This is a genomic window from Streptomyces sp. NBC_00663 (assembly GCF_036226885.1).
Taxonomy (GTDB): Bacteria; Actinomycetota; Actinomycetes; order Streptomycetales; family Streptomycetaceae; genus Streptomyces.
Window position 1 is genome coordinate 4312268 of the sequence record NZ_CP109027.1, and the last position, 12917, is coordinate 4325184.

Annotated in this window: 16 protein-coding genes; 3 read left to right on the forward strand and 13 right to left on the reverse strand. The window is 70.5% G+C overall.

The features are described 5' to 3' along the window. Positions 1 to 48: 48 nt before the first annotated feature. Together OG866_RS19615 and OG866_RS19620 are read left to right on the forward strand one after the other, a co-directional pair. Positions 49 to 1332, forward strand: a complete 1284-nt coding sequence (locus OG866_RS19615) for an ion channel protein (protein WP_329336409.1) — start codon at positions 49 to 51, stop codon at positions 1330 to 1332. 23 nt (positions 1333 to 1355) lie between these two features. Continuing rightward, positions 1356 to 2756, forward strand: a complete 1401-nt coding sequence (locus OG866_RS19620; RefSeq protein ID WP_329336411.1) for a glutamate decarboxylase — start codon at positions 1356 to 1358, stop codon at positions 2754 to 2756. A gap of 3 nt (positions 2757 to 2759) precedes the next feature. Here the strand turns inward: OG866_RS19620 and OG866_RS19625 are convergent, their stop codons facing one another. The 6 genes from OG866_RS19625 to OG866_RS19650 form a co-directional block, all read right to left on the reverse strand. Then, positions 2760 to 3515 (reverse strand): ABC transporter permease, encoded by a 756-nt coding sequence (locus OG866_RS19625; protein WP_329336413.1) that lies wholly within the window; start codon positions 3513 to 3515, stop codon positions 2760 to 2762. Further along, complete coding sequence (locus OG866_RS19630) at positions 3512 to 4450, reverse strand: ATP-binding cassette domain-containing protein (RefSeq protein WP_329336415.1); 939 nt, start codon at positions 4448 to 4450, stop codon at positions 3512 to 3514. The genes OG866_RS19625 and OG866_RS19630 overlap by 4 nt, the downstream gene beginning before the upstream one ends. A gap of 73 nt (positions 4451 to 4523) precedes the next feature. Beyond that, positions 4524 to 5165: a PadR family transcriptional regulator gene (locus OG866_RS19635; protein WP_329336416.1), complete on the reverse strand. Its 642-nt coding sequence runs from the start codon at positions 5163 to 5165 to the stop codon at positions 4524 to 4526. Positions 5166 to 5175: 10 nt separating this feature from the next. Then, a complete protein-coding gene (locus tag OG866_RS19640) occupies positions 5176 to 5727 on the reverse strand; it encodes a DinB family protein (RefSeq protein ID WP_329336418.1) in 552 nt (183 codons plus the stop codon). Between the two features lie 106 nt (positions 5728 to 5833). After that, positions 5834 to 7294 carry an aldehyde dehydrogenase family protein gene (locus tag OG866_RS19645; RefSeq protein ID WP_329336419.1) on the reverse strand — a complete coding sequence of 487 codons (1461 nt, stop codon included), beginning with the start codon at positions 7292 to 7294 and terminating at the stop codon, positions 5834 to 5836. Positions 7295 to 7442: 148 nt separating this feature from the next. Beyond that, the gene (locus tag OG866_RS19650; RefSeq protein WP_329344195.1) at positions 7443 to 8267 is read right to left on the reverse strand and encodes a helix-turn-helix domain-containing protein; all 825 of its coding nucleotides are present in this window, start codon (positions 8265 to 8267) and stop codon (positions 7443 to 7445) included. 355 nt (positions 8268 to 8622) lie between these two features. Here OG866_RS19650 and OG866_RS19655 point away from each other — a divergent pair, with 355 nt between their 5' ends. Beyond that, complete coding sequence (locus OG866_RS19655) at positions 8623 to 9108, forward strand: ATP-binding protein (protein ID WP_329336420.1); 486 nt, start codon at positions 8623 to 8625, stop codon at positions 9106 to 9108. Positions 9109 to 9200: 92 nt separating this feature from the next. On the opposite strand, the gene OG866_RS19660 is transcribed toward OG866_RS19655, so the two are convergent. The 7 genes from OG866_RS19660 to OG866_RS19690 all read right to left on the reverse strand — a co-directional run bounded on the left by OG866_RS19660 (position 9201) and on the right by OG866_RS19690 (position 12917). Then, positions 9201 to 9461, reverse strand: coding sequence for a DUF397 domain-containing protein (locus tag OG866_RS19660; protein WP_059194009.1), 261 nt, complete (start codon positions 9459 to 9461; stop codon positions 9201 to 9203). A gap of 148 nt (positions 9462 to 9609) precedes the next feature. Then, entirely contained in the window at positions 9610 to 10077 is a 468-nt protein-coding gene (locus OG866_RS19665) for an SRPBCC family protein (RefSeq protein WP_329336422.1), read from the reverse strand. Continuing rightward, positions 10074 to 10430, reverse strand: a complete 357-nt coding sequence (locus OG866_RS19670; RefSeq protein ID WP_329336424.1) for an ArsR/SmtB family transcription factor — start codon at positions 10428 to 10430, stop codon at positions 10074 to 10076. Before OG866_RS19670 ends, OG866_RS19665 begins: the two co-directional genes overlap by 4 nt. Before the next feature lie 69 nt (positions 10431 to 10499). Next, entirely contained in the window at positions 10500 to 10871 is a 372-nt protein-coding gene (locus OG866_RS19675; RefSeq protein ID WP_329336426.1) for a VOC family protein, read from the reverse strand. Positions 10872 to 10936: 65 nt separating this feature from the next. Beyond that, entirely contained in the window at positions 10937 to 11173 is a 237-nt protein-coding gene (rpsR, locus tag OG866_RS19680; RefSeq protein WP_329336427.1) for a 30S ribosomal protein S18, read from the reverse strand. 5 nt (positions 11174 to 11178) lie between these two features. After that, the gene (locus OG866_RS19685) at positions 11179 to 12660 is read right to left on the reverse strand and encodes a GTP-binding protein (protein ID WP_329336429.1); all 1482 of its coding nucleotides are present in this window, start codon (positions 12658 to 12660) and stop codon (positions 11179 to 11181) included. Then, positions 12660 to 12917, reverse strand: coding sequence for a type B 50S ribosomal protein L31 (locus tag OG866_RS19690; protein WP_329336432.1), 258 nt, complete (start codon positions 12915 to 12917; stop codon positions 12660 to 12662). Before OG866_RS19690 ends, OG866_RS19685 begins: the two co-directional genes overlap by 1 nt.

The window sequence follows — 12917 nt, forward strand, 5'->3', positions numbered from 1 at the left end:
GGGGCGCCTCCGGATGTGGTGCCCGTTTTGCCCGCTTATCGTGAGCCCGTGGCCCAGGACACCGCGCAGCAGGCACCCGCAGCCCCGGCGACCCCGGCCCGCGCGCTGCTGCCCCTGATCCTCCCGGCTCTCGCCGTGGGCGTGGGTGCGAGCCTGATCTTCCTCGGGGTGAGCGCGGCGGCCGAGGCGTTCCAGGACGTGCTGTGGCGGAACCTGCCGGACGCCCTCGGTGTGGGCCGGTACTCGGTGCTGTGGATGCTGGTCATGCTCACCGCGACCGGGGTGGCGGTCGGTCTGGTGGTGTGGAAGGTGCCGGGGCACGCCGGACCCGACCCGGCGACCATGGGCCTGGACGCCCCCGTGCTGCCGCTCGTCGTGCTGCCGGGGCTGGTCCTCGCGACCGCCCTGATGCTGGCCGGCGGGCCGAGTCTCGGCCCCGAGAACCCGATCATCGCCGTGAACGTCGGGATCGCCTTCTGGCTCGGGCGGCGGCTCCTCCCCCGGCTGCCGGGCGGGCTTTGGCCGGCGCTGGCGGAGGCGGCGACGATCGGCGCGCTGTTCGGTACGCCGGTCGCGGCGGCCCTGGTCATCTCCGAGGCGCTGGCCGGGCGGCAGGTGAAGGGGGCGTTGTGGGACAACGTCTTCGCACCGCTGGTCGCCGCCGCCGCGGGCGCCCTGACGACCACCCTGGTGGCCCATCCGTCCTTCGATCTGCATCTTCCCGCGTTCGGGCGGCCCGGCTGGGGCGATCTGCTGGCGGCGGTGGTGATCTCGTCCGCGGCGGCCCTGTTCGGCATGTGTGCCGTCCGCGCCTTCCCGTACGTCCACGCCGCCTTCGCCCGGCTGCGGCACCCGATGCTCGCACTGCCCGTGGGCGGCCTCGTGCTGGGGCTCCTGGCCGCCGTGGGCGGTCGTCTCACGCTGTTCAAGGGGCTGGAGGAGGTCGGGGAGATCGCCGCCCACCCGGACGGCTGGTCGGCCGGGGAGTTCGCCACGATGACCGTGGTGAAGCTGGCCGCGCTGCTGGTCGCCGCGTCCTGCGGCTTCCGCGGCGGACGGATCTTCCCCGCCGTGTTCGTCGGCGCCGCCCTCGGGCTGTGCGCCCACGCCCTCGTCTCCGGCGTCCACCCCGCCGTCGGTGTCGCCACGGGTGTGCTGGGCATGCTCCTCGCCATCACCCGGCAGGGCTGGGTGAGCCTGTTCACGGCCGCGGCGCTGGTGGCCTCGCCGACGATCCTGGCCCTGCTGTGCATCGCCTCGCTGCCGGCCTGGCTGCTGGTGACGGGGCGCCCCCAGATGCAGTTGCGCGACGACGGAACCCCGGTCCGCTGAACCCCATTTCGAGGAGTCGATCGATGCCGCTCCACAAAGGTCCCGACAAGCACGACGAGCGCCCGATGTCCGTCAACCCCTTCTACGGGGAGGCCAATCCGGTCGGCGGCATGACCGAGGCGCCGCCCAAGCACCGGCTCCCGGACGCTCCTCTGCCGCCCTCGACGGCGTACCAGCTGGTGCACGACGAGCTGATGCTGGACGGCAACTCCCGGCTCAACCTCGCCACCTTCGTCACCACCTGGATGGAGCCGCAGGCCGGCATCCTGATGGGCGAGTGCCGGGACAAGAACATGATCGACAAGGACGAGTACCCGCGCACCGCCGAGCTGGAGCGGCGCTGTGTGGCGATGCTCGCCGACCTGTGGAACGCGCCTGATCCGGCGGCTGCCGTGGGCTGTTCGACCACCGGATCGAGCGAGGCCTGCATGCTCGCCGGGATGGCGCTGAAGCGGCGCTGGAGCGGGCGGAATCCGAAGCCGGGCGCCCGGCCCAATCTGGTCATGGGCATCAACGTCCAGGTCTGCTGGGACAAGTTCTGCAACTTCTGGGAGGTCGAACCCCGGCTCGTCCCCATGGAGGGCGACCGCTTCCACCTCGATCCGCAGGCCGCCGCGGCGCTGTGCGACGAGAACACCATCGGGGTCGTCGCGATCCTCGGCTCCACCTTCGACGGCTCCTACGAGCCCGTCGCCGACCTGTGCGCCGCCCTGGACGAGCTCCAGGAGCGCACCGGCCTCGACATCCCGGTGCATGTCGACGGGGCGTCCGGCGGGATGATCGCGCCCTTCCTCGACGAGGACCTGGTCTGGGACTTCCGGCTGCCGCGCGTCGCCTCCATCAACACCTCGGGGCACAAGTACGGCCTGGTCTACCCGGGCGTCGGCTGGGCGCTGTGGCGCGACCACGACGCCCTGCCCGAGGAACTGGTCTTCCGCGTCAACTACCTGGGCGGCGACATGCCGACCTTCGCCCTCAACTTCTCCCGGCCCGGCGCCCAGGTGGTCGCGCAGTACTACACGTTCCTGCGGCTGGGCCGCGAGGGCTACCGAGCGGTGCAGCAGACCACCCGGGACGTCGCCGGGCGCCTCGCCGAACGCGTCGAGGCCCTCGGTGACTTCCGGCTCCTCACCCGCGGCGACCAGCTGCCGGTGTTCGCCTTCACCACCGGGCACGACGTGACGGCGTACGACGTCTTCGACGTGTCCCGGCGGCTGCGCGAGAGCGGCTGGCTGGTGCCGGCGTACACCTTCCCGCCGAACCGCGAGGACCTGAGCGTCCTGCGGGTCGTCTGCCGCAACGGCTTCTCCGCCGACCTCGCCGAGCTGTTCGTGGAGGACCTGCGCCGGCTGCTGCCCGAACTGCGCCGCCAGCCGCACCCGTTGACCAAGGACAAGGGTGCGGCGACGGGCTTCCACCACTGAGGGCTACCGGCTGAGCGCCCCGAACCGCCGTACCGCCAGCGGGAAGAAGACCGCGAGCAGCGCCAGCGGCCAGGCCACGGCCGGCCACACCTGGTCCGTGCCGAGGCCGCCGAACAGATCCCGTACGGCCGTCGCCGTGCGGGACATCGGGTTCCACTCGACCACCGTGCCGAGCCAGTCCGGCATGGACGCGGGGGTGGCGAGCGCGTTGGACAGGAAGCCGACCGGCCAGACCAGGATCTGCACGGCCTGCACCAGCTCGGGCTTCCCGGCCACCAGGGCCAGGAAGATGCCGATCCAGAGCATGGCGAAGCGGAAGAGCAGCAGCAGCCCGAGGGCGCCCGCGAACGCCAACGGGCCACCGCCCGGCCGCCAGCCGAGCGCGAACCCGACGCCGACGAGGGCCCCGAGCCCCACCGCCGACTGGAGCATGTCCGCCACCGAACGCCCCACCAGCACGGCCCCGTTGGCCATGGGCAGGGAGCGGAAGCGGTCGATGACGCCCTTGTCGAGATCCTGGGTGAGGGCGATCATCGTGCCCTCCAGGCCGAAGGCCATGGTGAGCGCGAGCATCCCGGGGACCAGATAGTCGACGTACTCCCCCTCGACCCCTCGGCCACCGCCGATGAGATAGCCGAACATCAGCAGCAGCATCACCGGGAAGACCAGGCCGACGACGACCCGCACCGGCTGGCGTGCCCAGTGGGCGAGTTCGCGCCGGGTCATGGTCCAGGAGTCGGTCAGCGCGTAGGTGCTCATGCGGCCTCCTCGGTGAGGTGCAGGAACACCTCGTCCAGCGTCGGCCGCCGCAGCGCCACGTCCTCCGCCTCGATCCCCGCCTCCTCCAGCGCCCGTACGACCCCGGAGAGTGCCGCCATCCGGTCGGTGACCGGGGCGCTGAGCAGCCGGCGGTCGGTGTCGACGCGGACCCCGGCCCGGTCGACCGGCAGCAACGCCACCGCCGCCCCCAGTTGGCCCGCGTCCCGCAGCACGACGTCGATGCGGTCGCCGCCGGTCGCCTTCTTCAGCTCCTCCGGTGTGCCGTCCGCGACGACCCGGCCCGCGTCCACGACCGAGACGCGGTCGGCGAGCTGGTCGGCCTCCTCCAGGTACTGCGTGGTGAGCAGGACCGTCGTACCGCCGCCGACGAGTGACCGGACGGCCGCCCACACCTCGGCCCGCCCGCGCGGGTCGAGGCCGGTGGTCGGTTCGTCCAGGAAGAGCACCTCCGGTTCGGTGATCAGGGAGGCCGCGAGGTCCAGGCGGCGGCGCATGCCTCCGCTGTAGTGCCGTACCGCCTTGCGGCCGGTGTCCGCCAGACCGAACCGCTCCAGGAGTGCGTCGGCACGCGCGCGTGCCCGGCGCGCGCCCAGGTGGTAGAGGCGGCCGAACATCTCCAGGTTCTGCCGGCCGCCGAGCTCCTCGTCGAGCGCCGCGTGCTGGCCGAGCAGTCCGATGCGCAGGCGTACGGCATAGGCCTGCCGTACGACGTCGAGTCCGGCCACCTCGATGCGGCCCGCGTCCGGCCGCAGCAGGGTGGACAGGATGCGGACCAGGGTGGTCTTTCCGGCGCCGTTCGGCCCCAGCACTCCGTGCACCGTGCCCCGGGCGACCGTGAGGTCGAGCCCGTCGAGCGCCGGTCTGTCGCCGTACTTCTTGCGTGCTCCGTCGACGGTGATCGCCGCGTCGGTCACTGCAACTCCCTCGCTAGTCAAAGTTGACTACCTGATCGAAGGTAACCCCGCGAAGTCCATTGGTCAAACTTGATCAGTCAGCATCCTCCGGATGCCGCTCCCCCGTCGCGTACGGGTTCTCCTCGCCCTCGGTGAGGACCCCGACGAACGGCTCGCCCTCCCCCGCGAAGACGTACGCCCCGTCCTCGACGCGCCCGATCAGGCCCTGGATCCAGGCGAGTTCACCGTCGGCCGTGTGGACCCAGAGGTTCATGATCTCGCCGATGTGACCGAGCTGCCCGGGGCCGTCCTCGGGGATGTAGTGCTCCGTGACGGCCCCGCGCCACTCCTCGATGCGCCGGATGCGTTCCTTCAAGAGGGACACCGCCTCGGCGCGCGGGAGGTCGACCATGAAGCCGATGGCCGCCGACTTCACGTCCATCTTCTGGTCGTAGGAGGTCAGCGCCTCGCGCAGCAGCCGCAGGAACTCCTCGGTGCCCGCGTCGGTGATCTCGTACTCCGTGCGGGGCGGGCCACCGGCCGTGGACGGTGCGATCTCGTGCGCGCGCAGGAGCCCTTGCTTGGCCATCTGCTTGAGCGCGTGGTAGATCGAGCCGGGCTTGGCGTTGGACCACTCGTGCGCGCCCCAGTACTCCAGGTCGTTGCGCACCTGGTAACCGTGGGCCCGCCCGTGCTGGCGCACCGCGCCGAGCACGAGGAGACGGATCGCTGACATGCGGTCCAGACTAGGCCGCGCCCTCCCCACCCTGGTCGAGGGCCACCAGGTCCCAGGCCGACCTGCCGTCCAGGGACTCCCGGATGACGTCCGCGTGGCCCGCGTGCCGGGACAGCTCGCGGATCAGGTTGAGCAGCATCCAGCGCACGGAGACCCGGCTGTCCGGCGGGAACCAGGGGTCGTTCGGGAGCGGGAAGGTGTCGTCGAGGCTCGGGACCGAGCGGACGTACGCCTCCGTCTCGGCGGCGACCTTCTCCGCGTACGCCAGCTGCGACTCGACCGTCTCGCCGTCGACCAGGGCGAAGCACTCGTGCCAGTTCGCCTCGGTCCGCTGCACGGCCGGCGGCTCGCCCTTGGCCCGGGCGACCCAGCCCTGCTCGACCTCGACCACGTGCTTCAGCAGCCCCGCGAGGGACAGGTCGCTGGCGCTGGGGCGGGACGCCGCCTGCTCGTCCGTCAGCCCGAGCAGCGAGCGCCGGACGGCGCCGCGCTCCGCGGCCAGATAGCCGAGCAGCGCTCCGCGCTCGTCGCCGTGCGCTTCCGCGGGAACGTGGGTGACCATGAGCGGCCGCCTTTCATCGGAATCAGCTGGTTCTCCCTGACACCGACGAAGCTACGGGCCCTTGCGGTCAGGTTCTGTCCGCAAGGGCCCGCCGCGCGGGAACCGTCTAGAACGGGAAGCCGCTCCGGCCGTGCTGGACCGAGATCCACTTCAGGGTGGTGAAGGCGTCCAGCATCGTCTCGCCGTTGAGGCGGCCGATGCCCGAGCTCTTCTCGCCGCCGAAGGGGACGATCGGCTCGTCGTGGACGGTGCCGTCGTTGACATGGAACATGCCGGTGTCGATCTGCTTGGCGAAGTTCACGCCGCGCTCGATGTTGCCGGTGTGGACGGCGCCGCTGAGGCCGTACGGGGTGTCGTTGACGACGCGGACGGCCTCCTCCTCGCCGTCGACCGGGATGAGGAAGGCGACCGGGCCGAAGACCTCCTGCTGGAGCAGGGCGGAGTCGGCGGGGAGGTCGGTGAGGACCGACGGGGAGACCAGGTTGTCCCTCGTCTCGCCGCGCAGCAGGGCCGTCGCGCCCTCGGCGAGCGCCTGCTCGACGGTGCCCGAGACGGCGTCCGCCTGGGAGGAGTTGATGACCGGGCCGATGACGGTCTGCGGGTCGCGCGGGTCGCCGACCTTGAGGGACTTGACCTTGGCGACGAACTTCTCGGTGAACTCGTCGGCTATCGAGCGGTCGACCAGGACGCGGTTGGCGGCCATGCAGACCTGGCCCTGGTGGACGTACCGGCTGAAGACCGCGGCGTCGACCGCGTAGTCGATGTCGGCGTCGTCGAGGACCACGATGGCGCTGTTGCCGCCGAGTTCGAGGACCGAGCGCTTGAACTGCGAGGCGCAGACGGTCGCGACATGGCGGCCGACCTTGTCGGAGCCGGTGAAGGAGATGACCTTCGGGATCGGGTGCTCCAGGAAGGCGTCGCCGATCTCCGCGATGTCGGTGATGACGACGTTCAGCAGGCCCTTGGGCAGGCCCGCGTCCTCGAAGATCTTCGCGACCAGGGAGCCACCGGTGATCGGGGTGTTCTGGTGCGGCTTCAGCACCACGCCGTTGCCGAGCGCGAGCGCCGGGGCGACCGACTTGAGGGAGAGCAGGAAGGGGAAGTTGAAGGGGCTGATCACACCGACGACGCCGACCGGTACGCGGTAGACGCGGTTCTCCTTGCCGTCGATCGGCGAGGGGATGATCCGGCCCTCGGGGCGCAGGGAGAGGTGGATCGCCTCGCGCAGGAACTCCTTGGCGAGGTGGAGTTCGAAGCCGGCCTTGAGGTACGTGCCGCCGAGCTCGGCGATGATCACCTCGGTGATCTCCTGCTCCCGCTCCTCGATGAGGCGCAGGGCCTTCTCGAAGACCGCCCGGCGGGCGTACGGGTTGGTGCCGGCCCATTCCTTCTGGGCGCGGGCGGCCGACTTGTAGGCCTCGTCGACCTCGTCGACCGTGGCTATCGTGATCGACGCCAGCTTCTCGCCGTCGTACGGGTTGAAGTCGATGATGTCCCAGGAGCCGGTGCCCGGGCGCCACTCACCGTCGATGTACTGCTGGGCCAGGTCGGTGAAGTACGACGACATGTGATCCCCAAATCACTAGCGGACACGGTCGCTTGTGGGCGCGCGACCAACATCACGGTCTGATCACACGTCATCGTACTTGCGGCACAAGCGAGTTGGGGACAGAGAGCTAAGTTATGGGGAGAACCCTCGGGGGTGCCGGGCGACTTCAGGAGAGCTGGAGCAGACCCCGCAGCAGGTCCCGGCTCTCGTCCGGCCCCGGACTGTCCTGCTGGAGCTCCTTGAGGGCGCTCTCGTACTGGGCGACGTCCTCGCGCTTGTCCAGATAGAGGGCGCTGGTGAGCTGCTCCAGATAGACGACGTCGGTGAGATCGGACTCCGAGAAGCTCAGGATCGTGAACGCGCCGCTCTCGCCCGAGTGGCCGCCGAAGCTGAACGGCATGATCTGGAGCCGGACGTTGGGGCGCTCGGAGATCTCGATGAGGTGCTGGAGCTGGCCCCGCATCACCTCGCGGTCGCCGTAGGGGCGGCGCAGGGCGGCCTCGTCGAGGACGATGTGGAAGTCGGGGGCCTTCTCGGCGACGAGGTACTTCTGCCGCTCCAGGCGCAGCGCCACCCGCCGCTCGACGTCGGCCTCGCTCGCGCCCTTCATACCGCGCCGGACGACCGCACGTGCATACGCCTCGGTCTGGAGCAGCCCGTGCACGAACTGCACCTCGTACGCGCGGATGAGGGAGGCGGCGCCCTCCAGACCCACATAGGTGGGGAACCAGCTCGGCAGGACGTCGGAGTAACTGTGCCACCAGCCCGCCACGTTGGCCTCGCGGGCGAGGGAGAGCAGTGACATGCGCTCGGCCTCGTCCGTGATGCCGTACAACGTCAGGAGGTCCTCGACGTCCCTGGTCTTGAAGCTCACCCGGCCCAACTCCATCCGGCTGATCTTCGACTCGGAGGCCCGGATGGAGTAGCCCGCGGCCTCGCGCGTGATCCCCCGCGCCTCACGCAGTCGCCTGAGTTGTGATCCGAGCAGCATGCGCCGCACCACCGATCCCGGCTCTCCCGCGCTCACGTTCGCCAGCCTCCCCAACCGTCTTCCAGGGGCCGAAGTCTGCCACTAAAACACTTCGAGCTGTACTCGTCCGATTACAGAGATGGAAAGAAGCCAAAGATTCCACACAGGAGGGAGCGAGGAGAAGGCAAGAGAGAGAAGGAAGTTGGCGGAAAAAATGCCCAACAAGCGGTACGGGAGCGTCCAATTCGGTCACGTGCACGTGCATCTGCACCTTGCATCTGCACCACACATCCGAAACCATGGTCCCGCGCAACCGCTGCATCGCAACGACCGCGAGTTCCCGGGAGTGCCTCGCATGGGGATGAATGGATCGACCATGCTCGAGCCGTTACGGCAGGGCCTTCCGCCGCTGGATCCCACGGCCGTGTCCAACGCCGCCTCCTGCGCTCTGCCCGCCCGCTACGAAGCGGTGCGCGAGGCACGGCAGTTCACCCGCAGAACACTCGACCAGTGGGACATCGGTGACCGTTTCGACGACGTCTGTCTCGTGGTCTCCGAACTGGTCACCAACGCCCTGCGGCACGGACTGCCGACGAGCAACGGCCGCGCTCTCGATCAGGTCCCGCCGGTGCGGCTGCATCTGATGCGCTGGACGGACCGGCTGGTGTGCGCGGTGCGCGATCCCAGCCACGACAGCCCGGTGGCGCGCGATTCGGACGACTTCTCGGCGGAGTCCGGCCGGGGCCTGTTCCTCGTCGACTCCTTCGCCGACAGCTGGGGCTGGCATCCGCTCGCCGGCACCCTCAACGGCAAGGTCGTCTGGGCCCTGTTCCTGCTCCAGCCGCGGGAATCCGCCGAGTGAGACCCCGCGGCGTTTTTCGGTGCCGCGCATCTACGCGCGTCACCGCCCGTAGGGAGCCGGTCACCCCGGGCTGACCGGGGTCCCGCGCGACCTCACCCGGCTATCAGGTGGTCGAACTCGCCGTCCTTCACCCCGAGGAGCATCGCCTCGATCTCCGCGCGGGTGTAGACGAGCGCCGGACCGTCCGGGAAACGCGAGTTACGCATGGCCACGCCGCCGTCGGGCAGCCGCGCGAACTCGACACAAGAACCCTGCGAGTTGCTGTGCCGGCTCTTCTGCCAGGCCACCCCGCTCAGATCCGTGGCCGCCATGCCGTTGTACACGTCCATGCCGTTGTACACGTCGTGGTCCACAGGTCGCTCCCCGGTGGTGCGGTGGCCTTGGGGCCATTGATGCAATGGTCAACTGGTCCGGATCATAGCTCTGTTCACGTGCAGATGCATGAGCAGATGCACGTGCACGCGGGGTGTTCCCGTGGTTACAGATGTGACGTACGCGGTGCTACATCCGTTCCAGCGCGTCCCCCAGAGCCCGCATCACATGCGACCTCCAGCCCCCGTCCATGATCGTCCGGGCCATCAGCTGCGCGGGGTCGTCGGGGTCGAATCCCTCGTGTACTAGAAAGAGACGCGTTCCACGCCCTTCCTGTTCCACCTTCCACGTGATGGTCCAGTCGGCGGAGTTGGCGGGATCGGCGTCGGTCCAGCGGACGCTCAGCATCCGCTCCGGCTCATAGGCGAGAACCTCCACGTCGACCGTGCCGGAGAAGGTGGTGTTGGGCCGTGGGACGGAGGTCATCGTGTACCGGTGACCGACCTCAAGACGGAACGCCTCGGCCCCTCGCATCTGCCACTGCGCGAGCAGTTCGGGCTCGGTGAGGGCGCGCCAGACCTTGGCGGGCGGGTGCGGGAAGAACTGGTCGACGCGGATGACGGTGAGGTCGTCGTCGCCTTCGGGTGCGGTGCTCATGAGGCGCCATCGTCGGGCATACGGTCCAGCAGTTCGCCGAGCTCCCTCAGCCGGCCGCGCCAGAACCGCTCGTACGGGTGGAGCCAGTCCTGCACCTCGGCGAGCGGGGCCGCCTCCAGGCGGTAGATGCGCTGCCGGCCGGAGCGCTGCTCGGCGACGAGGCCGGCGTCGCGGAGCACCTTGAGGTGCTCGGAGAGGCTCGGGCGGGCCATGTCGAAGTGGGCGGCGAGGGCCTGGACGGGCTGGGGGCCGCCGTCGCGCAGGAGTCGCAGCACCTCGCGGCGGGTGGCGTTGGCGAGCGCGGCGAACACCCGGTCCGCCGCGGCCTCTTCACGGACCCCGGCTGCGGTCATGCCGGCCCTCCTCGCGGTGCGCCTCTGGTGGCGGCGCTTCTAGTGGTGGCGCTGCTGGTGGTGGAGCCGCTAGTGGCGCGCTTCCGTCAGCAGCATCAGACCGTTGCCGTCGGGATCCGCGAACGAGGCCATCCGGCCCCAGGGGAGCTCGTCGGGACCCTGCACGCGGACGCCCGCCTCGACGAGCCGCGCGCAGTCGGCGTCGACGTCGGTCGTCACCAACATGATCCCCCGTGCCTCGCCGGGCTCGAAACCGCCCATCCCCGGACCGGAGAGCGTGAACACGGTCTGCGCCCCGGCGGGCGCCACCTGGAGCCACCGCCCCTGGGGCAGGTCGAGGTCGGCGGTGACGTTCATGCCGAGGACCTCGGTGTAGAAGCGCAGGGCGCGGTCCTGGTCGGCGACGGGGAGGGTGACGAAGGAGGCGTGGGTGATGGTCATACAGAACACAATAGGTAGGTGATTCCCTACGCGTCAAACGTAGGGAATCACCTACCTATAGCCGCTCACCTGGCGCTGGAGTACGGCAGCAGCGCCATCTCCCGGGCGTTCTTGATGGCCCGGGCCAGCTGTCGCTGCTGCTGGGCGGTGACCCGGGTGACGCGACGGCTGCGGATCTTGCCGCGGTCGGAGATGAACTTCCGCAGCAGGTCGGTGTCCTTGTAGTCGATGTACGTCACTTCGGCCGCGTCCAGCGGATTGGGCCGGTTCTTGGCGGGCTTGCGCTCGGGCTTGCGGGGCATGCGGGTCAGACCTCCAGGAGGGTGTCGAAGGCGGGCGGCAACCGCTTCCAGGCGGCGCGGCCCGCGGCGTACTCGGCGTCGGTCAACAGGCAGGACTCCAGCAGCCGTTCGAGTCCGTCGCGGTCGAGGGCGGGGGAGGTGAAGACGAGGTGCTGGCAGCAGTCGCCGTGCTCGGGGTGCCAGTCCAGCGCGGCGGCGGCGCGACGCACCGGCGGGACCATGTCCCAGGCGGCGTCGGGGAGGGAGGCGAGCCAGGGCCCGACACTCTCCACGCAGAGCGCGCCCCCGGCCGCGTCCCAGTGCAGCAAGGTGTCCGGCCGGTCCGCGAGCCAGAACCGACCCCGGCTGCGGGCGGCGGCACAGGTGATGTCCTCCAGTGCCTCATAGAGCCGCTCCGGATGAAAGGGCCGCTCCCGGTGCCATACGAGGGTGGAGACCCCATGAGCATCGGCCTCGGCGGGCAACAGCGCACAGGCGGGATGCTGAGCCGCGGCAGCGGCCTCGACATCGAACCCGGCGAGGGCAGCGCGGGCCAGGGGCGAGAGGGGGCGCGCGTGCGAGTCGGGGACACGGGCGGGGGTGGCGTGACCTGCCGGGGCCGGCTCCGGGGGCCGCACCGGAGGGATCGGCCCGCCCGCACTAGAGCTCTGTGCCGAAGGGGACGGCTCGCCCGGCACGGAGCCCGCCCCCGCAGGGACTGGTCCACCTGGCACGGAGCCCGCCCCCGGAGGGGCTGACCCGCCCGGCAGGAAGCCCGCCCCCGAAGAGGACGGCTCGCCCGGCAAGGCGTCCTGCGGCAGACGGGACGGCTCGCCCGGCATCCCGCCCCGCGCCGAAGCGGACGGTTCGCCCGGCACGCCGCCCCGCGTCCACGGGAAGGCCTCCCCCGTCAAGTCGCCGGTGTCGATCGGGATCTGGTGGGCCGTCGGGTGGAGTTGGGACAGGAGTTCGTGGTCCTCGGCGTCGGCCTCCTCCGAGGTGGTCACGGCGAGGATCGGGGCGTACTCCAGTTGGCGGGCGAAGGTGTCGGCGATCGTGCGTTGGTCGGTGGCGGCCGCGGCGAGGCCGCGTTCGGCGAGGTCGTCGCCGTTGCCGAGGTAGGGCAGGACCAGTGCGGGATCGACGGCGGTGATGACGCCGGTGACGGTGAGGCCGCCGGCGGTCACCACCTCCGCCATGGCCTTGGGCTCGACGGAGTCCCACAGTTCGACCACGGCGAGCCGGGCCGGCCCGTCCGCCGCCAGGCGGCGCAGCTCGGGCACCAGGTCTTCCCTCAGCGCACAGCACGCGCAGTCGTTGACCAGGGGTGTCTCGGCGGCGGAGAGCAGACCTGAGGCGTCGCGCACGGTGCGGACCACCGTGCCCGCCGCCGCCGTCGCCAGGTCGTGGTGGAGTACGACGCTGCCGGGCACGTCGGCGAGGAGCCGCGCGACGGCCGCCTTACGGGCGTCGGCGTGCAGCCCGCCGACGATCACGACCGAGAGCATCAGCCGCGCTCCCCCGGCCGGCCGTACCGGCGCTCGAAGCGCTCCACGCGGCCGGCGGTGTCCAGGACGCGCGCGGTGCCGGTGTAGAAGGGGTGGCTGACGTTCGAGATCTCGACGTCCACGACCGGGTAGGTGTGCCCGTCCTCCCACTCGATCGTCTTCTCGCTCGTCATCGTCGACCGGGTGAGGAAGGCGTGGTTCGCGGCCCGGTCACGGAAGACGACCGGTCCGTAGGGCGGGTGGATTCCGTTGCGCAT